23 protein-coding genes are annotated in these 25288 nt (G+C 39.8%); 17 read left to right on the forward strand and 6 right to left on the reverse strand.

All coding sequences use genetic code 11. The features are described 5' to 3' along the window. Positions 1 to 259 precede the first annotated feature (259 nt). Positions 260 to 541, forward strand: coding sequence for a YwqJ-related putative deaminase (locus PSR9079_RS03970; protein WP_179959139.1), 282 nt, complete (start codon positions 260 to 262; stop codon positions 539 to 541). Then, positions 541 to 1437, forward strand: coding sequence for a hypothetical protein (locus PSR9079_RS03975; RefSeq protein WP_149980520.1), 897 nt, complete (start codon positions 541 to 543; stop codon positions 1435 to 1437). Before PSR9079_RS03970 ends, PSR9079_RS03975 begins: the two co-directional genes overlap by 1 nt. Before the next feature lie 14 nt (positions 1438 to 1451). On the opposite strand, the gene nfi is transcribed toward PSR9079_RS03975, so the two are convergent. After that, complete coding sequence (nfi, locus tag PSR9079_RS03980; protein WP_149980521.1) at positions 1452 to 2066, reverse strand: deoxyribonuclease V; 615 nt, start codon at positions 2064 to 2066, stop codon at positions 1452 to 1454. Between the two features lie 255 nt (positions 2067 to 2321). Here nfi and PSR9079_RS03990 point away from each other — a divergent pair, with 255 nt between their 5' ends. The 3 genes from PSR9079_RS03990 to PSR9079_RS04000 all read left to right on the forward strand — a co-directional run bounded on the left by PSR9079_RS03990 (position 2322) and on the right by PSR9079_RS04000 (position 4297). Beyond that, the gene (locus PSR9079_RS03990; protein ID WP_149980522.1) at positions 2322 to 2633 is read left to right on the forward strand and encodes a hypothetical protein; all 312 of its coding nucleotides are present in this window, start codon (positions 2322 to 2324) and stop codon (positions 2631 to 2633) included. Further along, entirely contained in the window at positions 2630 to 3487 is an 858-nt protein-coding gene (locus PSR9079_RS03995) for an immunity 49 family protein (RefSeq protein WP_149980523.1), read from the forward strand. The genes PSR9079_RS03990 and PSR9079_RS03995 overlap by 4 nt, the downstream gene beginning before the upstream one ends. Positions 3488 to 3841: 354 nt before the next feature. Continuing rightward, positions 3842 to 4297, forward strand: coding sequence for a hypothetical protein (locus PSR9079_RS04000; protein ID WP_145238201.1), 456 nt, complete (start codon positions 3842 to 3844; stop codon positions 4295 to 4297). Positions 4298 to 4351: 54 nt separating this feature from the next. Here PSR9079_RS04000 and PSR9079_RS04005 read toward each other — a convergent pair whose 3' ends face one another. The 3 genes from PSR9079_RS04005 to PSR9079_RS04015 all read right to left on the reverse strand — a co-directional run bounded on the left by PSR9079_RS04005 (position 4352) and on the right by PSR9079_RS04015 (position 8546). Next, positions 4352 to 5839 carry a Ppx/GppA phosphatase family protein gene (locus PSR9079_RS04005; RefSeq protein WP_145238204.1) on the reverse strand — a complete coding sequence of 496 codons (1488 nt, stop codon included), beginning with the start codon at positions 5837 to 5839 and terminating at the stop codon, positions 4352 to 4354. After that, a complete protein-coding gene (gene ppk1, locus PSR9079_RS04010; protein WP_149980524.1) occupies positions 5832 to 7919 on the reverse strand; it encodes a polyphosphate kinase 1 in 2088 nt (695 codons plus the stop codon). Before ppk1 ends, PSR9079_RS04005 begins: the two co-directional genes overlap by 8 nt. Positions 7920 to 8039: 120 nt before the next feature. Further along, positions 8040 to 8546: a glycine cleavage system transcriptional repressor gene (locus PSR9079_RS04015; protein WP_149980525.1), complete on the reverse strand. Its 507-nt coding sequence runs from the start codon at positions 8544 to 8546 to the stop codon at positions 8040 to 8042. A gap of 359 nt (positions 8547 to 8905) precedes the next feature. On the opposite strand from PSR9079_RS04015, the gene PSR9079_RS04020 reads away from it, so the two are divergent. The 10 genes from PSR9079_RS04020 to PSR9079_RS04065 all read left to right on the forward strand — a co-directional run bounded on the left by PSR9079_RS04020 (position 8906) and on the right by PSR9079_RS04065 (position 19745). After that, positions 8906 to 11140: an ABC transporter permease subunit gene (locus PSR9079_RS04020; protein ID WP_149980526.1), complete on the forward strand. Its 2235-nt coding sequence runs from the start codon at positions 8906 to 8908 to the stop codon at positions 11138 to 11140. Between the two features lie 14 nt (positions 11141 to 11154). Then, the gene (gene pstA / locus PSR9079_RS04025; RefSeq protein ID WP_149980527.1) at positions 11155 to 12804 is read left to right on the forward strand and encodes a phosphate ABC transporter permease PstA; all 1650 of its coding nucleotides are present in this window, start codon (positions 11155 to 11157) and stop codon (positions 12802 to 12804) included. Positions 12805 to 12831: 27 nt separating this feature from the next. After that, positions 12832 to 13659, forward strand: a complete 828-nt coding sequence (gene pstB / locus PSR9079_RS04030) for a phosphate ABC transporter ATP-binding protein PstB (protein ID WP_145238219.1) — start codon at positions 12832 to 12834, stop codon at positions 13657 to 13659. Between the two features lie 54 nt (positions 13660 to 13713). After that, positions 13714 to 14415 carry a phosphate signaling complex protein PhoU gene (gene phoU, locus PSR9079_RS04035; RefSeq protein WP_064668157.1) on the forward strand — a complete coding sequence of 234 codons (702 nt, stop codon included), beginning with the start codon at positions 13714 to 13716 and terminating at the stop codon, positions 14413 to 14415. A gap of 171 nt (positions 14416 to 14586) precedes the next feature. Next, on the forward strand, positions 14587 to 15264 hold the full coding sequence (locus PSR9079_RS04040; protein WP_145238222.1) for a TIGR00153 family protein: 678 nt from the start codon (positions 14587 to 14589) through the stop codon (positions 15262 to 15264). Positions 15265 to 15303: 39 nt separating this feature from the next. Next, positions 15304 to 16572 carry an inorganic phosphate transporter gene (locus tag PSR9079_RS04045; RefSeq protein ID WP_145238225.1) on the forward strand — a complete coding sequence of 423 codons (1269 nt, stop codon included), beginning with the start codon at positions 15304 to 15306 and terminating at the stop codon, positions 16570 to 16572. A gap of 92 nt (positions 16573 to 16664) precedes the next feature. Further along, positions 16665 to 17585, forward strand: a complete 921-nt coding sequence (locus tag PSR9079_RS04050; protein WP_149980528.1) for a hydrogen peroxide-inducible genes activator — start codon at positions 16665 to 16667, stop codon at positions 17583 to 17585. Between the two features lie 111 nt (positions 17586 to 17696). Continuing rightward, entirely contained in the window at positions 17697 to 18239 is a 543-nt protein-coding gene (locus PSR9079_RS04055; protein ID WP_149980529.1) for an RNA polymerase sigma factor, read from the forward strand. Next, positions 18232 to 18822: a hypothetical protein gene (locus PSR9079_RS04060; protein WP_149980530.1), complete on the forward strand. Its 591-nt coding sequence runs from the start codon at positions 18232 to 18234 to the stop codon at positions 18820 to 18822. The genes PSR9079_RS04055 and PSR9079_RS04060 overlap by 8 nt, the downstream gene beginning before the upstream one ends. 11 nt (positions 18823 to 18833) lie before the next feature. Beyond that, the gene (locus PSR9079_RS04065; RefSeq protein WP_149980531.1) at positions 18834 to 19745 is read left to right on the forward strand and encodes a hypothetical protein; all 912 of its coding nucleotides are present in this window, start codon (positions 18834 to 18836) and stop codon (positions 19743 to 19745) included. 63 nt (positions 19746 to 19808) lie between these two features. Here PSR9079_RS04065 and PSR9079_RS04070 read toward each other — a convergent pair whose 3' ends face one another. Further along, positions 19809 to 20033 carry a hypothetical protein gene (locus PSR9079_RS04070; RefSeq protein ID WP_145238241.1) on the reverse strand — a complete coding sequence of 75 codons (225 nt, stop codon included), beginning with the start codon at positions 20031 to 20033 and terminating at the stop codon, positions 19809 to 19811. 203 nt (positions 20034 to 20236) lie between these two features. Further along, the gene (locus PSR9079_RS04075) at positions 20237 to 22762 is read right to left on the reverse strand and encodes an EAL domain-containing protein (RefSeq protein ID WP_149980532.1); all 2526 of its coding nucleotides are present in this window, start codon (positions 22760 to 22762) and stop codon (positions 20237 to 20239) included. Between the two features lie 168 nt (positions 22763 to 22930). On the opposite strand from PSR9079_RS04075, the gene queA reads away from it, so the two are divergent. Beyond that, positions 22931 to 23962, forward strand: a complete 1032-nt coding sequence (gene queA / locus PSR9079_RS04080) for a tRNA preQ1(34) S-adenosylmethionine ribosyltransferase-isomerase QueA (RefSeq protein WP_149980679.1) — start codon at positions 22931 to 22933, stop codon at positions 23960 to 23962. Between the two features lie 174 nt (positions 23963 to 24136). Continuing rightward, positions 24137 to 25264, forward strand: a complete 1128-nt coding sequence (gene tgt / locus PSR9079_RS04085) for a tRNA guanosine(34) transglycosylase Tgt (RefSeq protein WP_145238250.1) — start codon at positions 24137 to 24139, stop codon at positions 25262 to 25264. Positions 25265 to 25288 lie beyond the last annotated feature (24 nt).

Here is a 25288-nt window from a genome sequence, read left to right on the forward strand (position 1 = left end):
AACAATCGTGACAAAGTATTATGAAGCAAGTGATCTGACCCCTATTATTTTTTGACCCCTATTATTTTTTATAGCTGGGAAAGCTTCAAGTAAAACAGGTGCTTTCTTTAACTTTACTGGAAGGCCAGCAAAAGTATCGAATATAGTAAATGACGGAACTAATGGAATTGGCTATGGCTCATCAAATGATACATTGATAATAACTAATCCTAAATCATATATGTCATTTCTAAAAAACTTCTACAATGGAAATTTAGAAGTGTTAGATACGCGATTAATTACAGAAATAGAATCATATTTAGATTTTGCTTATAAACATGAAATTCAAATACCTCATGGAAGAGCAGGTGCTCCTGGGCTTCATGCTGAAGTTCGAGCAGTAAATAAAATATTAAAAGAGAATCCCACAGTTAGTTTTTCAGATATTTCGATTGCAACTGTGAAGTTAAAAGGCGGTGACGCTGGAACAAACTTTCCTGCTTGTATGAATTGTTCTGGTATATTAAAAAAGTTTGAAATTCTCACGGGAAAAGTTGAATAATGAAATGTGAAGCTCCACCACTTGTTGTGTTTGATGCGCTAGTGAACCAAGATAATACGTACTTTTTTAAAGGAACGCCCTTTACCGGCGTTGCTATTTTCGCTGAAAGCGGGATTGTTGTTAGTAAAATGCAATTTCTTAATGGTCAAAAATTGGGTGATTACGATTTACCTTTTATAGACATTAAAGGGCTTGAGCTTTTAGATGCGGCCATTGATCAAGAATGGGATGGAAATTTTCAGCTTATCCATGAAGGCAAACCTTTTAATGGTGTTGTCTATGAGACTGCCTATGGATGGGTGTGTGATGTACGTTGCATCGTTAATGGATGGATTGCTGATGCAATAGCACAACACTTTCAAAAGCATGATTGCTACTCTGAATTATTTTATGGCGCAGGGCCTCTTCAGTATGAATATGAATGGAATGAGCCTTCAGTGTTATCTCATTATGAAGCTAGGTTTCAAGCAGAGGATAAAAGAAGTTTAAAGTTAGCTTTTAGTAAAGAAAACAGGCTTCGTGGTATATATATCTATAAAAGTATTGACGATATTTTTTGTTTGAATGCTGCAGTTGATAATTCACCGCTAAAAATTACTAGCTTTAACGATATAAAAAAATTGCCTTCTGATAATGTTATAGAGCTTAGCTTACAAGACGTAACGGATATAAAATTTACAGAATTACTGCCGTCGCTGTTAGAATTCCCAGTTAATACGCTTTTTGTCTCAAATATTAGCAGGAATATTTTATATGAGCTTAACAAACATGCTTGGCTGGAGCTAGAAGAACTAAGCTTTCACCATTTAGTTAATTTAGCACTAGATGAAGTCATTGCTTTTCGAAATGATAATTTTAAGGAGGTAAATATTTCATACGAAAATAAAACTTATTAATGAGTATGTGAGACTTATGGTTTTTCATAAGTCTTTTCTCTATGCTCTTTTAAAGTACTATTAACCAATTGGTCTGCTTGGCGAGTGGTTTCTGGGAGTCGATATTTAGACGCTAGTTTTAACACCCACTTCACTGCAGTATCTAGTGATACTTTATGGCCAATGGATACATAAACGGGTTTGATATTATCTTGCGTACGTAGCACTTTGCCAATAATCTCATCGTCATCTATTAAATCAGACGTTGCGCCACGGTGTTTTGCAAGTTCTTTAAACTCACCTAATAACTTGCTCTTGCCACAGCCTATAGTGGGGATATCTAAGGTGACACCTAAGTGACAAGCAAGGCCGAAACGTCTTGGGTGTGCAAGGCCATGACCATCGCAAACGATCAAATCTGGCACAGTTGTGAGTTTATTAAATGCACTTAAAAGTGGTGGGAGTTCGCGGAAAGAAAATAACCCGGGAATATAAGGGAAGCTAATAGGTTCAATGCTGGTTTGTACTTCAAGTACTTCTAATGTATCAGCATTCAGTACTGTAATTGCGCCAACAACTTCAGATGATTGTTCGTTATAGGCAACATCGACACCAGCAATTGTACTTATATCATTAAATTCGTTATGTATTTTTTACAGATTTAGCTAGTTTTTCTTGTTTCGCATTAAATGTACACAGGGGTCAGGTTCGTTGCTTCACAACACTACTCATATGCCAGTACCTGAACAACCATGACAGAGTATTATGAAGCAAGTGATCTGACCCCTATTATTTCTTTATGCATCCGGTGGGCATACATTGAAAGAGGTTGGCGATTATTTTCAGCTGCATTATTCTCGAATGAGTAAGATAGTGGCAAAAAGAAAGACCTGACCATTGCGCTTTTGTATGGTAACAAGCTGCCTGATGCAAAGTCGCTGCGAGCAGCATTGCAAGATAAAGGTAAACGCGTTGAGCAAGGCAGTACCTCTTATGTGCAGTCAGTGGTTGAAAACATGCAGCGTGAGTACCAAAAAGCGATTGATGCAGGCAATAACAGCGCCGAAATAAAAGCGCTAGGTAATACTTTACAAGCATTTGATAATTATTCTGATAAAATTGAGTTTCGTAAAGTGCAACAGAAGTTTCAAACTTGCAGCACCTTAAAGCCAACGTTTGACGTGACAAATTACACCATTGGAAAGATTCAGTTATGAGCGATTTAAAGTACCACAATGACCACTATAAATTAGTGAACTTGCAAAATGCCTTTCAAATTCATTTAGATACTTATAACAATAGGTGGCAGCGTTATCTCGAGCTAGAGCCCGCGATTTATGAGGAGCCGCAGGCACGGTTAAACTCTGACGCAATGGATTGTATAAGTCTAAGCTTTCATGCACAAAATGCAGAGAAAGGGCTTGAGGGCGTGCCTATTATGCGCTTTGGCCTAGATTTATTACATGCGCACTATAATTTAGTGTCGAACCCAGGGCAGCGCCATATTTTTACCTTAAAAGAGCACGTGTTTCGCTTAGAGGGTCGTGCTGAGCATCGCTCTATAATGGTTGATAATTGGTTATTGCAATTGAGTTTAGCGCTTTGCTTAAGAGACGCTGATGCGGTTGAGTTAATCTGCCGGTGCGAAGAAGATTGGCTTGAGTACCCTGATGCCTTTGACTTCGCACTCCTCAAGTTTGTGCGAAATATATTTATACAAGACGCAGACCAAACAGTGTTATTACGCGAGGTAATGGAAAAATCAGGCCCTGAGCATGTTGATGAGTTTAGAGCGCCTTATGTAAACAAACTTTTCTTGCCTTACTTGGATGTGTGGGTGGCGCTTTTATCAAACGATGAAGCGCATTATAAACGGGCAATCCACACAGCCATTGAGTTGCATTACAAGTTCTACAATGATCCACCAGAGGGCGCAGTGACCTGGAAAGGCGATGTAGCGCTACTGATAAGCGCAGTGGCTAGCCTTGCTTATGATAAGCATGGCTGGCAGGTACACGACACCCCCTACCTTCCAAAGTGGCTTATTTATAAAGAGTTTGAAGAGGGGTAAACCAGCCTCACTTCAACATCAGTATAAATAGCAAGAATAGCTCAGCTCTTTGTTATTGCCTTTTTATATTTAGCAGCGCGTATTTTATCTACGGCTAGGATATGAAAAGTCTGTAATGAACATATATTGATTTATCTGAATAATGCCTGTTATTGACTCGGTATTTCACTTAGCCATAGTTTAAATAAAATAGGAGCCACCGCTTTTTACCGCCACTCTATAAAAATTACCCTATGACTTGTAACTTATACGAGTTTGGGTGATTTACTTTCAATATCTCTCTGTTTTAATTTAACTTTTTATTGGCACGTTTTACGCAAGAGTATGGTTACTAGGGTTAATTAAGGAACGCACATGCAAGTTAAAACAATACAAGAAGTGTACGACTGGACTGTACTATTTCATACCCAAATGGCGGCAAATTTTTTTAGTCTCAGAGACGATTTAGCAGAGCATAACCAAATGCTGGCAGACTATTTTGTTAAGTACGAAAAAAAGTTGGCTGAGGATTTAGTTGGCTTTAAAGCTATCACGGAGATCAATACCTTAGATACTTATTGTTACGAGTACTTTGCTGAAAACTCTGAACTGATTAATTTTACAGATTTAAACCGTGATACGCGTGTTGATGAGCAAGCCATGCAAGGTTATATATCAGATCAGCATCAAAAGGTGATCAATCTTTATCAATACTTACTTAGTCGTGCAGAAACGCCAACAGGTAAAGAGAAACTATCTCAATTGCTGGAGCTTGAACATCAAGGATTAAAGCAAATGATGCAAAGTGCTAATCGCCATATGGATATGTAATAGAAGATCTAATTTGGATAGCGCATGCTATCCAAATTCAGCCATGTCTGTAAATCACACAAAGTCGATTAAAAAGCCTACTTTCTTCAAATATTTTTGCTCTTGTTGTAAATCAGCATGAAGCAAGGTTTGTTCATTGAGCCAATCAGCTGGGAACTGCAATAGCATACTATTGCCTTTTACTGACACTGCTAACTCTTGATGTTGATCGTTAAGGCGTTTTTGATTTAATAATATAGCTAGTCTGAGTAATACAATTAATTGTAATATTTGAAAGTGGGGCACCGAGAGTAAAGTTGGAAATTCTTCTAAACGAATTTTTTTACGGTAAAACCGTATCATACAGCTTAATAATGTTTGCTGTTGTTGAGTAAATCCTGGCAGCTGACTATTTTCAACAACATAAGCACTATGTTTGTGTAAGCCTGATGAGTTAATACCTAAACCCACTTCGTGTAATTGCGCTGCCCACACTAATAATTGATGATTATCTAATGAGTCGAGCTGCCATTCTTTTTGTACTTGTAGGAATAACCAATCGGCAGTATTTGCAACACGTTGTGCATGTACTTTATCTATTGTGTTTCTTTCGCTTAAATTAGCTATGGTATTGGTGCGTATATCTTTAAGCGCTAACTTTTGCTGCATTTCATGCAGTAAACCTTCACGTAGTGAAAAGTCGCTGTAATCCATTTCGGTAATATTAAACAGCTGAAAAATCGCGAGTAAAATAGCTAAGCCACCGCAAATACTTACTTGACGCTCCGGGCTTAAACCTTCAATAAGTAAGTTATCGATAGTTTTAGCGGCTATAAACTGAGTTTTAAGTTCGAGCAATCGCTCCTGTGTGATATTTTTTTGTTCAGGGTCATTAGCGTTGATCATGGCTAATATTGATTTGATGGTGCCTGACGTCCCCACTACCGATTGCCAGCCTGCGCTGACGTAATTGGCAAAAATAACCTCAAGTTCTTGCTCTGCTTTTATTTGTGCTTTGCTAAAGCGTTTATCATTAATAATACCATCGGCAAAAAATTGCTTGGTATAGCTTACGCAGCCCATATTACGGCTAGAGAGCAGCTTATGTTTAAAATGCTTGCCAATAATTAGCTCGGTACTACCGCCGCCAATATCAATAACTAAACGGTTTTCATCGTGATGAACATAATGAGCAACACCTTGATAGATTAAGCGCGCTTCTTCTTGACCTGAGATCACATCAATATGATAAGGAAAAACTCTATTTGCCTGAGTTAAAAATGAATTAATATTTTTAGCTCGTCGTAATGTATAAGTTGCAGCAATTTTTACATTACTCGCAGGGAAGTCTTGTAGCGTAGTAGCAAACTGCTTTAATATCGTTAATGCTCTATCGATAGCCATTTGACTTAATTGGTTTTTTTCATCTAAGCCATCGGCTAAGTAAACGCGTTGCTTTTCTTTGTGGAGAATTTGCAAAGAGCCATCCACTTCTCTTGCGACCACTAAATGAAAGCTGTTTGACCCTAAGTCAACCGCAGCTATTGAGGGGTAATCATTCATTATTGTAATTGCCTTCCCATTTTTTTAAGTGATCATAAATAGCTATTTGCGAACGTATTTTTTTACGATTACCGCGTCTAACATAATGATTTTTCTGTTCGCTATCAATGATTCTCGCTTTGGTACGATCTTTAAATTGCAGTTCAAGTACGTCAACAATGAGTTGTTTTAGTTTTTCATCATAAATAGGCACGCCAACTTCAACTCGATGATCAAGATTACGTGTCATCCAATCTGCAGATGAAATATAGACTTTTTCATCCCCATTATTACCAAAGATCATAACTCGTGGGTGCTCTAAAAAGCGATCGACGATACTAATTACCCGAATGTTGTCGCTAAAATTATTGAGTCCTGGCACTAAGGAACACATACCACGGACAATAATGCGAATTTTAACACCGCTACGAGCGGCCAAGTACAAGCAATCAACCAGTTCTTTATCTACTAAGTTATTTATTTTTAATGTTATTTTACCAGCGTGGCCATTTTCAACATGGGTTATTTCTTGGTGAATTAAACCAAGCAACAGCTGTCGAGCGTTCACTGGCGAAATCATCAAATGTTCGAACATAAACGGTTTATAACTGCTTTCAATAAACTTAAATACGCTATCACTTTCGTCACAAATACCTTGATGTTTAGTAAATAAACTAAAGTCTGTATAAATTTTGGCGGTTTTTTCGTGAAAATTACCAGTGCCAATGTGCGCGTACTTTACTATTTGACCTTTTTCACGACGATGAATAATACATAACTTACTGTGTACTTTAAGAGCTGGTATACCAAAAATAACTTTAATACCTGCGCCACTGAGTACTTTTGCCCACTCAATATTATTTTGTTCATCAAAGCGTGCTTTTAGCTCCACCATAACGGTGACTTTTTTGCCATTTTTTGCCGCGTTGATCAGTGATGAAATTAATCGAGATTTACTCGCAACACGATAAATGTTTACTTTAATTTGTGTTACTCGAGGGTCAAATGCTGCTTGGCGAACATATTCCAGTAGATGATTAAATGTATGATATGGATAATAAAGTAGAATATCTTGCTGACTAATTGCAGCAAACACACTGGCATGATTATTAAATGCTGTGCTTTGCAAAGCCGGTAATGATTTGTTTTCTAAATATTGCCGACCAACATTGGGAAAACCAATAAAGTCTCTAAAGTTACGATAGCGACCACCGGGGATCAACGCATCGTGATGAGTAACACCTAAGCGTTTTTTCATTACTTTAAGCATTGGCTCGGGCATCGCTTGGTCGTATACTAAGCGCACTGGCTCGGCATAAATACGCTGTTTTAGGCCCTTAGACATCTTATCTAAAATGCCTTCTTCTAGTTCGTCATCTAGGTTATATTCTGCATCACGGGTCAGCTTGATTGCGTAGCCTTGGATCTCAGTGAAACTAAAAAAACTGCTAAATACGTCACTTAAAAAAAACAAAATAATGTCATCTAACATCACAATAGTTTTATGACGACGGGTTTTTTCGGGTGGTAAAATTACAAAGCGTGGTACGCGATCGGTAGGGACTTCTAACATCGCATAATGACTTTTGTCGTTAAACATTTCGACAAACAAGTACGTCATTGTATCGTTAATATGATCTGAGAAGTCTTTATTTTCATCTAGCATTATAGGCGATATATGCTGTAATACATTGTCGTGAAAAAATATTTTTAGCCAGTTAATATGAAATTCACTAAGCTGCTCGGGACGATCAACATGAATGTTGTGGGTATTTAAATCATCGAGAATTTGCTGATGAATAACGTTAAATTTTTTACCAAGCTGCAAAACCTTTTGCTGAATTTGGGTCAGTAAAATTTCATCTTCATCAAAATTAGTATCTGGTAGTTTATTTAATAGAATACGTCGTTTTACATCGGCAACCCGAACTCTGAAAAATTCATCTAAATTGTTTGAGAAGATCCCCAAAAAACGAATACGTTCAATAATCGGGTTATTTTTATCTTTAGCTTCTTGTAAAACACGATCATTAAAAGACAGCCAACTTAACTCTGGGGCAAAATAATTAATCGTTTGAGACACATCAGCGCAGGCGTTCATATTCTATTCCTTGGACAGCAACTGAACAAAATATAGAACACTTAGATGACATAAAAATGACAAACATGTCACTTTTATTACATGTTTGTCTTGCTATAGAAGATGGCTGTGAGGTGTGACTTAAGCGTCTTCAATATCAACAATTAAGTCGGATGTAATTGCTTCTAGTGCAGCAACAACTTCGTCTTTATTCATGCCCGTTGGCAAAGCAACTGTTGCTACGGCGCTGAAAATTGGTACCCCCCAGTTTGGTGCGCTTTGCTGCTTAGAGTTTAAGTGAGTGATATTAGCCCCTTTGTGACGCAATACTCCTGCAAGTTCTTGAATAATACCTGGTCGGTCATTACCAGTTATCACAAAATTAAGCTGTTCAGCAGGTGTGTCTGGTAGTTCATGCGCGCCTGTTTCAATCCGTACTTCTAATTGTGGTAAGCCATGTAATGCATCTTGTAATTCTTGCAGATGCTCTGCTGGCACAGCTACTTCAATGATGCCAGCAAAGTGACCGGCTAAATGGCTTAAGTTACTGGTTAACCAGTTACCATTATGATTTAAAATTGCAGATGAGATGTCTTCTACAAGTCCCGGACGATCTTGTCCCAAAATAGTTATAACCAATTGCTTCATATAGATAATTCCTAAAGAGTGCCGTAATTAAATAATAAATGCCCAGGCATGAAATTATTGAATGATTAAAAAGAACCGGATTGAGTATTGACTCAGTCCCCAAATTTGTCCAATTTTTTTGCCAATAGTTCAATTTAAAAACAGTAAAATAGTGTGAGTTTACAGTCTGAATTATCTAAACTTTTGTTTATCAATAATAAAGCACTAAGTTGAAAGTTTTTCAAGTTATTGAATATAAACATTGTTTGTTTTGTTATGATGAATACCACAACAAAGTCTTAGCAATTATGACGTTTGTAACAATACTGTCATCTTGGTGAAATATAATCTACCCAACGTTAAGATTTATAGGTGTTTTGATGACTTCCAATCCGAATAAACCGTCTTTTAATACGGATAGAAGCCGTCTATTTAAAGATCGGTTTGCCAAATTTAGCATTACCGCTGGCGGTATTATGGTATTGATAGCTTTGCTATTGATATTCTTCTATTTATTGTATGTTGTGCAACCTATTTTTGAATCAGCGAAAGTAGAAACGCGCGATAGCTTTGCGCTTAGTAATGCTGAACAAATTGTTGGCCTAGGTATTGAAGAGCAAACTGAAATTGCTTTTTTACTGAGCAAACAAGGTAAGGTTGATTATTACAGTGTTGAGAAAAAGGGCTTTGGTAAAAAGCTTGCTAGCTTAGTTGTGCCACTTGACAGCGAAGTGAGTAGTTTTGCATCCAGCGCGCCATTTCAAGGACATTACGCATACGGACTAGAAAATGGTTCGGTGATGATAGTGTCACCTAAATTCTTAGTTACCTTTCCTAATAACGAACGTAAATTAACCCCGCGTTTGGGTTATCCACTTGGTGAAAAAACATTGCTGGTTGACGACAATGGTGCTGCCATTAAACAATTTGCATTTAGCCATTATGAAGATAAAACCGCTGTTGTGGCACAAACGGCTGATAAGCGTGTAATTTTTAGCAGTTTTGTTGCTGAAGAAAACATGTTCAGCGGTGAAGTTGAATGGGTTGTTGAACGCACTGAACTTGATGTTGAAGGGCGCGTAGACCAACTACTAATGTCGCCAGATACCACCCGTACTTTTGTGCGCTCAGCAAATCAAATTTATGTTTACGATACTCGCAATCCAAGCGAGGTTGAGCTGATCCAAATGCTTGCGGCGAATGAAGAAAATGCCAACTTGGTTTCGGCGCAATTATTAGCCGGTGCTAACTCGCTGATGCTAGCGAATGATAATGGTGAAGTTTCGCAGTGGTTTGAAATTAATACTGACGATGGCCGTGAATATCAAAAAATACGTGCGTTTGAAACCTCAAAGCAGCCTAAGCTAGATATATTCACTGAGTTTTATCGTCGTACGTTCTTTACCACCAGTTCTAATGGTGAGTTAGGCGTGTATTACACCACCAGTGAAGCAAAACTATGGCAAGGTAAAATCAGTGAAGGTCCGATTGAAAACTTTGCTATTGCACCACGCTCAAATGCGGCACTTATTCTAGCTGATGACAAATTAACTGTGATTGAAATTCACAATGAACACCCTGAGGTGACATGGTCAGCCTTGTGGCAAGAAGTGTGGTATGAGGGTTATCCAGAGCCGGGTTATATTTGGCAATCAACGTCTGCTGGTGATGACTTTGAGGCTAAATTTTCTTTAGTGCCAATTTCATTTGGTACTATTAAAGCTGCTTTATATGCGATGCTATTTGCAGTGCCGATTGCGCTCTCTGCAGCAATTTATACCGCTTATTTTATGTCAGGTCCATTGCGTAAAGTAGTCAAACCAACGGTTGAAATAATGGAAGCATTACCAACCGTAATTTTAGGGTTTTTAGCGGGCTTATGGCTTGCGCCGTTGATAGAAGAGCATTTACCTGCGATTGTTGGCTTGTTGTTTATGCTGCCGCTGGGGATTTTAGCGACCGCATTTGCGTGGACTAAATTACCAGAAAGCTTTCGTCACCGAGTTCCTGAAGGGGCCCACTCAATCTTACTAATACCAGTATTGTTACTGATTGGTTGGTTAGCCTTTGCGATGAGCGGGGTGGTTGAGTTGTGGATGTTTGACGGTAATGTTCGCCAGTATTTGACTAACGAATTGGGTCTGACTTTCGATCAACGTAATTCACTGGTAGTCGGTATTGCGATGGGTTTTGCGGTTATTCCGACTATTTTCTCTATCGCAGAAGATGCTGTATTTAGTGTGCCTAAGCATTTATCAAACGGTTCATTGGCGCTAGGCGCAACACAATGGCAAACATTGGTTAGTGTGGTGTTATTAACCGCCAGCCCTGGTATTTTCTCTGCTGTGATGATGGGCTTAGGCCGCGCCGTAGGTGAAACGATGATTGTACTAATGGCAACAGGTAATACGCCAATAATGGATTGGAGCATTTTCCAAGGTATGCGTACCTTAGCCGCTAATATCGCAGTAGAAATGCCAGAATCGGAAGTGGGTAGTTCACACTATCGGATCTTATTCTTAGCCGCTTTTGTATTGTTCATATTCACCTTTATTTTCAACACAATTGCTGAGTTTGTGCGTCAGCAGTTGCGTGATAAATACAGCTCGATGTAAGTGGGAGACACGACATGTTAAAGCAGTGGTTTAAGTCAGGTTCTCCTTGGATATGGATGACAGGTGGTGCAGTAAGTATCAGTTTGATTTCTGTCTTAGGTTTATTAGCAATGATTGCTTGGAAAGGGTTGAGCTTTTTCTGGCCATCACAAGTCGTGCAACTAGAGCTACAGGGCTCGGTTGCGCAGCAAACTGTAATTGGTGAAATATACGACCGTGAAATGGTGCCTAAATCGCGCCTTGAGGCAACCGGTGTTGATTTATCTGGTTATGATAAAGAGCAACTAGAGCGTTATTTAATTAAAACCGGTAACCGTGAATACGTTGATTTAGATTTTCGTTGGGTAATAGAAACCGACATAAAATCAAATACCATGCCTGCGGCTATAGCGGTGTTTGAACGCAGTAAAAACGGTAATTTTTATGGCTACGTCGAACAAGTAATAAAAGACGGCCAAGTGATCACCGATAATAAAACTGAAGTATTAGAAGAATTAGTTGAACGTGCCGTTGAGCTTAATGAGCAAGCGCTTGATTTGCAAAACGGTGACATTGGTCATATTAACTATCAATTAGAGCGTTTACGTTTACAAGAGAAATCGTATTTACTCGATGATGCTCTGACCGATGAACGAGTGGCTGAGCTTGCGCAACAGCGTGCAGATCTAAGAGCCGAGTATGGCGTACTTGAAAAGCAATTGTTTGCACTGCGCAAACAAGCTAAGCGTGATCAGGTAACCGTAAAAGATATGCGCGGTGAAATTGTTACTTTGCCTTTATATCAGGTTTTGGATTTTTGGTTTCCTAATGACATGAGCTTTGTTGCAAAGCTAGGTCACTACTTTGTACAACTAGGTAAATTTGTTTCAGATGATCCGCGTGAAGCTAATACTGAAGGTGGTGTATTCCCGGCAATCTTTGGTACTGTTTTTATGGTAATGTTGATGGCTGTAATTGTAACGCCGTTTGGGGTTGTAGCAGCTATATACTTACATGAATATGCGGCTAAAAATGCGGTTACCAAGATGATCCGTATCGCGGTCATTAACTTGGCTGGTGTTCCTTCAATTGTTTACGGTGTATTCGGTTTAGGATTCTTTGTTTATGTATTAGGTGGCAGTTTGGATCAATTGTTTTATCCAGAAGCCTCACCTAGTCCAGTATTTGGTACTCCAGGGGTACTTTGGTCTGCCTTAACGCTTGCTATTTTAACGTTGCCTGTGGTGATTGTATCAACCGAAGAAGGCTTATCACGTATCCCAAGTACGGTTCGTCATGGCTCTTTAGCACTGGGCGCAACGCAAGCTGAAACGTTATGGCGTATTATCGTGCCAATGGCTAGTCCTGCGATTATGACCGGTTTAATATTAGCGGTGGCGCGTGCTGCCGGCGAAGTTGCACCATTGATGCTAGTGGGTGTGGTGAAAATGGCACCGACATTACCGCTTGATGGTAACTTCCCGTATTTTCATCTAGATCGAAAGTTCATGCATTTAGGTTTTCATATATACGATGTTGGCTTCCAAAGCCCAAATGTTGAAGCGGCACGTCCGCTAGTGTATGCCACCGCATTCTTACTGGTATCAGTAATTATTACACTGAATATCACCGCGATAGGCATACGTAACCATTTACGTGAAAAATTTAGATCGCTTGATCAATAATTAGTAAAGATTCTATAGGTAACAAACATGATTACAGTCGCTCCACAAGTAAACCAATCAAGCACCAGTTTGAAATTGGACTTAGACAATTTAAGCACCGAGCAAACGGCACTCGAGATCAAAAACTTAGATCTTTACTATGGTGAAAAACAAGCGCTTAGCTCAGTGAATATGAATATTCCCAAAGGCCAAGTAACCGCATTTATCGGACCATCTGGCTGTGGTAAATCTACGTTATTGCGCTGTATTAACCGTATGAATGATCTGGTTGATATTTGCCGTATTGAAGGTGAAATTTTACTACACGGGCAAAACATCTATGATAAAAAGGTAGATGTTGCAGCGCTGCGTCGCAATGTTGGTATGGTATTCCAGCGTCCGAACCCGTTTCCTAAATCAATCTACGAAAATGTGGTTTATGGCCTACGCTTACAAGGTATCAAAGAAAAACGTAAATTAGACGAAGTGGTTGAACAGTCACTGCGAGGCGCGGCACTGTGGGATGAAGTAAAAGATAGGTTGCACGATAGCGCATTTGGTTTGTCAGGTGGTCAGCAGCAACGTTTAGTGATTGCGCGATCTATCGCCATCGAGCCTGAAGTATTATTACTTGATGAGCCAACATCAGCATTGGATCCTATTTCAACACTGGTAATTGAAGAGCTTATCAACGATTTAAAAAATAAGTTTACCGTTGTTATCGTAACCCACAACATGCAACAAGCAGCGCGGGTTTCTGATCAAACGGCTTTTATGTACATGGGTGAATTAATAGAGTACTCAGATACCAATACGTTATTTACTACCCCAACGAAAAAGAAAACAGAAGATTATATCACCGGTCGTTATGGCTAGGCTGAGTCAAACTGTTTTTGGGTGACGTTAGCGATTTTGATAAGAAGGTAAACAATGGAACACAATATTAATAAGCATATTTCTGGCCGCTTTAACCAAGAGCTAGAAAACGTTCGTAATCATGTATTAAGCATGGGTGGTTTAGTTGAGCAGCAACTTAATAGCGCGCTTGATGCGGTAAGTAATGGCGATGCTGAGTTAGCGCGTAAAGTGCGTGAAAACGACTATAAAGTAAACGCCATGGAAGTAAATATTGATGAGGAATGTACCCGTATCATTGCTCGTCGTCAGCCAGCTGCAAGTGATTTACGCTTAGTGGTCGCGATTGCTAAAACCATTGCCGATTTAGAGCGTATTGGCGATGAGGCTGAGCGTATTGCTAAAGTTGCGTTAGATTCATTTACTAAAGATCAGCAAGATTTATTAGTTAACATCGAAAATATGGGTCGCCAAGTTTCAAAAATGCTGCATGATGTATTAGATGCTTTTGCACGTATGGATGTACAAAAAGCATTTGAAGTGCACAAAGAAGATGCCAAGGTTGACCGTGAGTATGAAGCAATTACTCGTCAAATTATGACCTATATGATGGAAGACCCACGTTCAATTCCAAAAATTATGGATTTAGTTTGGTCAGTACGTTCATTGGAACGTATTGGCGACCGTTGTCAAAATATCTCTGAATACATTATTTACTTTGTTAATGGCAAAGATATTCGTCATACATCTCAAGAGGATATAGAAAAATCGTTATAGATTTTTTGATACCGTCTTGTTTTATTAAAGCGGCCAATGGTCGCTTTTCATGTTTTCGTTATAATTATAATGCTGTAGCGGCAGCTGTGATGTAATAAAAGCATTCACAATCGCGGTGAATGCTGTAAAATTCACGCCGCAAAGCATACTAATTTGATTTAAGGGTCAGTTATGCCTACAAACGCATTTTTAGGGGTATTCGCAAAATCTCCTATAAAGCCAATGGAAGATCACATCAAGAAGGTACATCAAGCAAGTAAAGCTTTGATCCCTTTTTTCAATCATGTATTTAAAGAAGAGTGGCAACAAGCAGAAGAGATTCGCTTGAACATTCGTACTTTAGAACGTGAAGCCGACGACATGAAAAGAAATATACGTTTACAGTTACCGCGCGGTTTATTTATGCCGGTAGAGCGTACAGATCTGCTCGAACTCGTCACCCAGCAAGATAAAATTGCTAATAAAGCAAAAGACATTGCTGGTCGTGTAATTGGTCGTGAGATGACCATTCCAAAAGAAATTCAAGTTAACTTTTTAGCCTATGTAACTCGCTGTGTTGATGCAACTAAACAAGCATCAAACGCAATCAATGAGTTGGATGAGTTACTAGAAACTGGTTTTAAAGGTCGTGAAGTGACCTTAGTAGAAAAAATGCTCGTTGAATTGGATGCAATTGAACAAGACACGGATGATATGCAAATCATAATACGTCGCCAATTACGTGACGTCGAAGATGAACTCAATCCTGTAGATGTAATGTTTTTATATAAAATCATCGAATGGGTCGGCGAGCTTGCGGATATCGCAGAACGCGTTGGTTCGCGTCTTGAGCTGATGTTAGCTCGGTAATTTACACTCAGTTCAATAACGAAAGATTAGGGTTACACAATGGATATCATTGCATCTTATGGCACGGTATTAATTTTAATTGCCGCAGCAGTCGGTTTTTTTATGGCTTATGGTATTGGCGCGAATGACGTTGCTAATGCGATGGGCACATCGGTAGGTTCAAAAGCATTAACTATTAAACAAGCTATTTTTATAGCGATGATTTTTGAATTTGCAGGCGCCTACTTAGCTGGCGGCGAAGTAACATCGACAATTCGTAAAGGCATTATCGATTCTACGCCGTTTTTAGACCTGCCAGAACTTATGGTATTAGGGATGATCTCGGCATTATTTGCAGCGGGTAGTTGGTTGCTAATAGCTTCATTCTTAGGTTGGCCGGTATCAACCACGCATTCAATTATTGGTGCTATCATCGGATTTGCCTTAGTTGCAGTTGGCAGCGAAGCGATTCAATGGGACAAAGTTGCAGGTATTGTGGGGAGTTGGATTGTTACCCCGGCGATTTCAGGGTTTATTGCCTACTTAATATTTATGAGTGCGCAAAAGTTAATTTTTGACACCGATGCGCCACTTAATAATGCCAAACGCTATGTGCCTATTTACATGGGTTTAGCCGGTTTTATCATGTCTTTAGTAACCATCAAGAAAGGTTTAAAGCACATTGGTATTAATTTAGGTGCTGTTGAAGGTTATGCATTAGCAATCGGTATTGCTGTTATTGTTGGTATTATTGGTAAAATCGTTATTTCTCGGTTAAAGATTGATCCAAAAGCCGATAAGAAAATGCAATTTAATAACGTTGAGAAAGTGTTTGCTATCTTAATGGTATTAACCGCATGTTGTATGGCATTTGCTCATGGTTCTAATGACGTGGCTAACGCTATTGGTCCGTTGGCTGCAGTTGTAAACATTGTTGAAAATAACGGTGAGATAGCTAAGCAAGCGACAATCGCATGGTGGATTTTACCACTAGGTGGTTTCGGTATTGTTGCAGGCCTTGCAATTTTAGGCAAAAAAGTAATTAAAACGATTGGTGAAGGCATTACGCATTTAACACCAAGTCGTGGTTTTGCTGCTGAATTAGCTGCTGCTTCTACAGTTGTAATTGCATCGGGAACAGGCTTGCCAATTTCTACTACACAAACCTTAGTTGGCGCGGTATTAGGGGTAGGTATGGCACGTGGAATTGCTGCACTTAATATGGGTGTGATCAGAAACATTGTAGTTTCTTGGGTAATTACATTGCCAGTTGGCGCTGCCCTTGCTATTGTTATTTTCTACATACTGAGAACTGCCTTTGGAGTTTAAATCCAGCAGTCTTTAAGTATTACAGACTTTTAGCTTGAAAAGATCTCAACGCCCTTGGTGTTGGGGTCTTTTTATTTGTGGGTACAAAAAGTATGACGAACTTACCAAGTATTAAACAGCTGCAGTATTTATTGGCAGTTCATCAGCATCAGCATTTTGGCCGCGCTGCAAGTGCGTGTTTTATTGGTCAATCAACACTCAGCAGTGCAATTCAAACCCTTGAAGAAACACTCGGTTGCCAACTCATAGAGCGTGAAAATCGTAGTTTGATGTTCACAGCCATCGGCGAAGAAGTGGTAGAGCGGGCACGCAAAATTATTGACGATACGCTAAGTGTTAGAGAGCTGACTAAAAGCCATTTAACACCGCTAAGCGGTACGCTCACCCTCGGAGTTATTCCAACGATTGCTAGTTTTATTGCGGCACCTCTATATCACCTTTGTCAGCAACAGTTTGCTGATTTAGAGTTGGTACTGGTTGAAGACACCAGTGATAGCTTGTTAGATAAACTCGAGCATGGCCATATCGATATGGCGCTATTGGCACTACCTTACGATACTGATAAATTTCATACTCAAGTACTCGCGCAAGATCACTTTTGCTTAGTACATCATAAAGACTATTTACCTGCTAAGAATATAGAAGATTTTAACTTGTTACCGGAAGCCAGCGTGTTCTTATTAGAGCGAGAACATTGTATGACAGGGCACGCATTAAGTGCTTGTCATTTAAATCGTTCAAGCTGTATCAATCCGTTTGAAGCGGCGAGCTTACACACCTTACTTAGCATGGTTGAGCACCAGTTCGGTGTGACTTTCTTACCGCAAATGGCGATTAACGCGGGTATTTTAGCGAACAAAAATATGCTTGCCACTCCTTCACAAAGTGACGCTTACCGGGATATTGGCATTCTGTGGCGCAAAACAACCGGTCGTATTCGAGATTTTCGTTTATTTAGCCAAATGCTAGAAAGCTTTTTAAAGCAACAATGCCGTTTAATGGCGGATGAATAGCTCATTTAGGTGAGCTTTTTTATTTATTTTCATTTATTTTTATCTTTTCCAAACTATCTGCTTCACTCTATCGACTAACCTCATAAGTAAAATAACTAAGCATCGAGAATCGTGTTTTTTCAATCAATAGAAACATTAATCGCCAAAGCACAACAAGGAAATAAGCGCGCCTGGCTTAAGCTGGTTAAGCAGCATGAAAGCCAAGTTTATAACTATTGTTTGCGGATGCTAAGTAACCCAGATGATGCCATGGACTTAATGCAAGAGGTTTTTATTTCGGTGTATAAAAGTCTGCCGAACTTTCGTGGTGAGTCGAGTTTTAATACTTGGGTATTTCAAATTGTGCATCGGCGTAGCGTTGAATACTACCGCCGTCGCAAGCATTATCAGAGCTTAGATGATGTGCCAGAACAGGCCTGTGAACACAGTGAATTAGAAGTCAATAGTGTAGCTCAGGCCCAGCATCAGCAATTAAAAAGTATGTTGAATAAGTTACCGTGGGAGCAGCGTTTAGTGGTGGAGTTGAAATTTTTCCAGCATTGCACCTTTGAAGAGATTGCTGAGCAATTAGATATTTCAACTAATACTGCTAAGTCGCGGTTATACAGTGCATTAGGAAAATTAAAAGTTCATTTGGAGGCCGTAGATGGCTAGTTTAGAGTCGCTTTTTGAGCAATGGTTAGATGGTAAAGTTTTGAGCGATAAACAATTGCAGCAGCTCGAAAACGATCCCGAATATGCAGCGTTGATGAGCCAAGCGCAAGTATGGCAACAGCATAGCCGTGACTATAAGGCTGTACCTGTACCAATCTGGGATCGCCAATCAACAATATCGCAGTTCTCTGCTGTGCGTGTGTTTAGCGTCGCTGGAGCGTGGGCTGTTGCAGCATCAGTATTGGTTTGTTCGTTAATCTTTTTAGTTTTACCGCAATCAGATGCGCAGGGGTTACTTGCACAAGTAACGAAACAAACACATTTATTGCAGTCTCAACAAAAGCAAATTGACCAAATGCAAAAAATTATTACTGCGCAAAATCAATTGCAGCAACAGCAGATGTATCAATTAGCAAAAGAGGCCATTGCAACAGGACGAGTTGAACGCCAAGAAGATATTGCCAGTTTAATTACTTACATCAAAACCCAGCGAGCTCAAGATCAAGCGTATCTACGGATGCAATTAAATGATTTAGCCGAACAAGTACAAGAGCAGCCAACAGCCGCGATTGCGAAAAATTAGGAGTATAGAGCATGAATAAAAAACTTATCAGCAGCGCCATAATGGCCATACTTGGGTGTTTAAGTGCTAATGTATCTGCGCAAGCCCCAGCGGAGTTGGCATCAATACAGCGTGAAGTAGCAATAATGGAAAACATTTTAAGCAGCGCGTTAAAGCAAGATACCAATAAAAGGATCCGTGCGATTCAAGCCAACTATTTTGTTAAGCAGGGAGTGGTATTTGAGCTGGACGTAAGAGGCTCTAGCCGCTGGCAGACTATTTTTAGTAACGCACCTAATGCGCCGTTACCACCACTGCCTGAAATTGATTTTGCTAATATGGATATTGAAATTATCAGTGATCAAGTAGAGTTTATTACCGAAGATGTTGTTGAATCATCACGAGAAGCTTATCAACAAGCGATGGAACTAATGCGTGAAGGCGCAGAACAAGTGCGCGAAATTGCAGAGCAAGAGCGTGATGTGGGCCGAAAGTTGCGGGATTTAGAGCGTGAAAAGCGCGATTTAGAGTTTGCCAGCCGCCATGATAATAGCGCCGAAGAAAAACAGCTTGAACAACGCAAAAAAGCGTTAGAAAAAGATATCGCGAAGCTGGAAAAACAACAAACTACACTCACTAAACAGCAGCAACAGCTACGCCAAAATATCAATGCAAAGCAAGCCGAGCGTGAGCAACAACAAGCCGCAGAGCAACAACAGTTACTGGAGCAAGTAAGTACAAGTATCAGTCTTACGTTATGTGATTACGGTAGTGGTTTACGTAGTTTACCAAACGACGAGCATGTGAGTTTTGTTCTCAAAGGGCTCGGCGATAAAAATACGAGTTTAATAAAAGTATTTAATAAATCAGATATTAAAAAGTGTGTCGCCGGCGATATCAAAGCCAGCGAACTGACTAAAAAAGCTATTAGCTACCAATTTTAATTAGCCGAGCTGATATTAACTGAGCTCAATTAATAACTTATCCCTGACCAACAAGCAGCCGTATTATAAAGGCTGCTTTTCGTTATGCCCTTCATATTCAAACTGTTTATTGAATGGCGTAATATCTGGTAAAAATAACAAATAAACCCACACCACTAAGTTAAAGTAGGGGATCAAACCTAAGCAGGTAAAAGTTACAACCGGGTAACCTTTGATACTGGCATATCGATAGCATTGGTAAGTTATCCCTAAGTTTACCGCTAATAGTAACACTATTAATTGCATCATAATTCACTCCATAAATTGACAATGATACTAATAACAACATGTTAGTTTGTAAGTGGCATGTTGCTACGATTTAGCGATGTCATGTGAAATTTTGATTATCATCATAATCACAAGACATTTATCGCCCGATGAGCAAAGTATAGATGAGTTATCACAAGATGGAAGTAAAAAAATGCGTAGATTTGTATGAAAAGTTCGCTATTTTAGCTAGGTGGTTGTTCGTAAAAAGTTTTGTTTTGATAAATTTTTTGTAACTGATGTTTGATTTTTTCTACGGGCACTGGGCGTGAAATAAAGTAGCCTTGGCCATAATCAACACCTATTTCTTTTAGTGCTAAAAAGATCTCTTCATTTTCAACATATTCAGCAACTGAACGCTTATTGAGCGAGCGACTAATATCGTTTATTGCTTTAACTAACGCCAAGTCGATTGGATCATTGAGCATATCGCGAACAAACGAACCGTCTATTTTTACGTGTTGAGCTGGCAGTTGCTTAAGATAATTAAAGGTACTAAAGCCAGTGCCAAAGTCATCAATTGAGAAATGACAGCCCAGGCGATTGAGCTTTTCGATCATCGCACGAGTGGCAGTTAAATTATTGATACTGGCGGACTCGGTGATCTCAAAAATAACCCGGGTAGGGCTGATATCGCACTTTTCAAGGGTCGATTCGATATGCGGTAATAGGCGTTCATCTAAAAACGATTGCGCAGATAGGTTTATTGCAACTTGATTTAGCTCAGGGTTAGCGGCAATGGCAGAAATTGCATTGCTGATCACACATTGATCCATTAAGTAAGTGTCGTTCAATAATTCAAGTGACGGAATAAATTGGTTTGGATAAACCAGTTCACCGTCTAGTTTTAAGCGTAACAGTGCTTCAAAATAAGCTACACCACCATGTTTAAAGTCCCAAATCGGCTGGTAATGCAATTCAATTTGGTTTTGTTGCAATGCTTGGCGAATACTGTGTCCCCACTCTAATCCAGCTTGCAAGGTGTTATGGCTGGCATCTTCTTTAGAGTAACAATGAACCAAATTACGGCCTAAGCTTTTAGCAACGTACAAGGCAATATCAGCTTGTTTTAAGCATTCACTCGGATCATGATTCGCTGCTGTTATTTGCGTTAAGCCAATTGAGCAGCTAATTGAATAAACTTGTTCTTCAGATTTAAACTGATGACCTTCAATCGCCATACAGATGCTTTCTGCGATTAAGTGTGCATCAAGCAGATTCATATTATTTAAGATCACCGCAAATTCATCACCACCAATGCGACACACTAAGTGTTCATCACTGATATTGGCGTTAAATAGTTGCGCAACTTCTTTAAGAACTATATCGCCTTGTTGATGGCCTTTACTGTCATTAATTATTTTAAAATGATCGAGGTCAATATAAATTAAAGCGTGCTCTATGTCGCCATTAGTGCGTTGCGGCTGGCAAATTCGATTGAGTTGTTGATCAAAATAATAGCGGTTATGTAAGCCGGTTAAGGTGTCATGTAGCGCTAAATGGCGCAGCTGTAATTCAGCTTGTTTGCGCTCATGAATATTATCTATTGTGGCGGTGATCGTGGCAGCATTACTGCTGTTTTTGATTAGTTGTAAGCGGCACTCAACCCAAATAGCTTGACCATCTTTATGAATAATTTGCACTTCAACCTGCTGTTGCAAGGCACCGCCATGCAAAATACTGCTAATTGTTTGCAGTAGTTTATCTTTGCAATCATTGATACAAAAGTCAGAGAGTGCTTTGCTCAAGGTTTGTTTTATGCCAAACCCACTGAGTGCTTCCCACGCAGGGTTGATAAAACGAATGCGGCCTTGTTCATCAAATTCAAGCACCACAGTATTAAGATGTAATAGTATCCGCTGATGGGCTGAAAATAGCTCCTTATAGCGGCTTTGACTTTGACTTAGTTGTTCTACTTTTTGTGCAAACTCTGCATAACTGACCATAAAATCTTCACGGCGCGCAGCATGGTCGCATACTTTACTTAACAAGGTTTGTTCATACGGTGCACGAATAAAATCAGTAACCCCTGAAAGCAATAGTTGTTCAGCATGATCGGCATCTTTCGTGTCTATAATGGTTACAATGGCTTGTTTTGGGTTGTGTTGTAAAATCTCTTCAACTAATTGACTGGCAGCTCCTGCGTGTGCTGCGGTTGCATCAAGTAACACAATGGCAAACTTTTGCTGCAAATAGATTGATAATGCTTGCTTATTACTAGAAACATGGGTGCAGGCAAAGTTTAGCTGTAGTTGTTGCGTTATTTCGGCGGCTTTACTACTGTCGGTTTCGAGCAGCAACAAATCTAAGCGACTGCTTTTTTCTAAATGCGTTGATAATACATTTGCCAGTACCTGTGGCAGCATATCTTGGCGTTCAAATGGTAATACCGCATCTATGCCATAACTGCGTGCTGTCGTTTCGGCTATTCGCTCACAATAGATAGGCGGAGTAAGCACAATTGGTGTGTTTTTTGGGGTTTTTAATAACCCTGAACGGATCATCCGAGAAAATCGCCAACCATCTATTTTACCAACATTAAGACCGGTAATAATGACATCGACCGCTTGAGATTTAAGAATTTCGAGGGCTTGTTGGCTATCGGCTACTTCAAGGAAAGTAAATACATTGAGCCGATTTAAGGTTGACTTAACAGCCTGACGCTCAGCGACACTGGCGTTTAAGATCAGCAAAGTTAGCTGCTTAGCCATTTATGTCACACCTCTTATAAACCTAGATCTAATTAAGTTGAGTAGAATAATGCCATTTGTCTCGAACCACAAGAGAACATTCCATTGTATTTTAATTAAAGCCGTTGGTTGAGCTAATAGCGCGATGCAGTTAAACTTGGCGCGACTTTTTTGATCTGGATATATCCTATGCGCGTGGCTGATTTTAGCTTTGACTTACCTGATGAATTAATTGCTCGTTTTCCTAAACAGGATCGAACCAGCAGTCGCTTATTAACCTTAGATGGCCCAAGTGGCGCTGTAGAACATAAAATATTTAGCGATATTATTGATTTAGTAAATGAAAATGACTTGTTGGTATTTAACAATACCAAAGTGATCCCTGCTCGTATGTATGGCCAAAAAGCGTCAGGTGGCAAAGTTGAAGTCTTAGTGGAGCGAGTGCTTGATGAGCATCGCGTGCTGGCTCATGTACGCGCCAGTAAATCACCAAAACCAGGTACAGAACTTATTCTCGAAGGTAAAGCGCAGGCGACTATGGTGGGTCGTCATGGCGAATTGTTTGAACTAGAGTTTACAGGTGAGCAAAACGTTCTGGAAATTTTAAACGATATTGGTCATATGCCACTGCCGCCTTATATTGACCGTCCAGATACTGACGAAGACCGCAAACGCTATCAAACAGTTTACGGTGAAAAACCTGGCGCGGTTGCAGCGCCAACTGCCGGTCTACATTTTGACGATACGCTCATGGCTGCATTAAAAGCCAAGGGTGTAAACATGGCATTTGTTACCTTGCATGTTGGCGCTGGCACATTCCAGCCGGTGCGCGTAGACTCGGTTGATGATCATATAATGCACTCCGAATATATTGAAGTGCCTGATGATGTTGTTGCAGCAGTCGCTGCAACCAAAGCTAACGGCGGCAGAGTGATTGCGGTAGGCACAACTTCGGTACGTTCACTGGAATCAGCAGCTAAGATACATGGCGGCCAATTAGCCAGTTACTTTGGTGACACCGATATTTTTATTTACCCAGGTTATCAATTTAATGTAGTTGATGCCATGGTCACTAATTTTCACTTGTCAGAATCGACATTGATCATGTTGGTTAGTGCATTTGCTGGGCAAGATAATATTATGAGTGCATACCAAACTGCAATTGCACAAAAATACCGCTTTTTTAGCTACGGCGATGCGATGTTTTTAACCCGTAAATAGTTTTTTCTATAAAAGCACTTAAAGCCCAGCCTTGCGTTGGGCTTTTTAGTTTTGATTTTTGCACTTTTAATTTCAGCTTTGAGCCCAATTAATAGTAATGGTTTTACAAAAAGGGTAGAATCGAGCGGTTAAATTATAGCTTGTTGGACTGTTTTTCTGACATTTGAGGATGATATGAAGTTTGAATTAGACCGTACAGACGGTAAAGCCCGCCGCGGCCGCTTGATTTTTGATAGAGGCGTAGTCGAAACGCCAGCATTTATGCCAGTAGGTACTTACGGTACTGTCAAAGGTATGACCCCAGATGAAGTCAAAGACACTGGTGCGCATATTTGCCTAGGTAACACCTTCCATTTAATGCTTCGCCCTGGTACTGAAATCATCAAGCAGCATGGTGGATTACATGGTTTTATGAATTGGGATAAACCAATTTTAACCGACTCAGGCGGTTTTCAAGTGTTTAGCTTAGGCGCAATGCGTAAAATTACCGAAGAAGGTGTATTGTTTAGCTCGCCTGTTAACGGTGAAAAAATTATGCTTTCACCAGAAAAAGCCATGCAAGTGCAGCGTGATTTAGGTTCAGACATCGTAATGATTTTTGACGAATGTACGCCTTATCCTGCCACCGAAAAAGAAGCTAAAGATTCAATGGAGTTATCACTTCGTTGGGCTAAGCGTTCAAAAGAAGGTCACGGTGACAATCCATCAGCTTTATTTGGTATTATCCAAGGTGGTATGTACCCGGAGTTGCGTGCTCAGTCACAACAAGGTCTTGAAGAAATTGGTTTTGATGGCTACGCACTCGGTGGTTTATCGGTCGGTGAGCCAAAAAATGAGATGATTAACATTCTTGATCACTGTGCTTATAAAATGCCAGAGAACAAACCCCGTTACCTTATGGGTGTAGGTAAACCTGAAGACTTAGTTGAAGCCGTTCGTCGCGGTATCGATATGTTTGACTGTGTAATGCCAACTCGTAATGCGCGTAATGGTCATTTATTTATAACCGGTGGCATTGTGAAAATTCGTAATGCTGTGCACAAAACAGATACCGGCCCACTTGATCCTGAGTGTGATTGCCATACTTGTAAGAATTATTCGCGCGCGTACCTACATCATCTTGATAAATGTAACGAAATTTTAGGTGCACGACTAAACACAATTCATAACTTACGTTACTATCAGCGCGTTATGGAAGGTTTACGTAATGCGATCGGTGACGGTAAGTTAGATGAATTCGTAAATGATTTTTATGCACGCCGCGGCCAAGAAGTGCCAGAGCTTGCAGATACCACAAATTAAATTTAAAAATTAAAGAGGAAGTGT

Source organism: Pseudoalteromonas rhizosphaerae, from assembly GCF_902498845.1.
Taxonomy (GTDB): Bacteria; Pseudomonadota; Gammaproteobacteria; order Enterobacterales; family Alteromonadaceae; genus Pseudoalteromonas; species Pseudoalteromonas rhizosphaerae.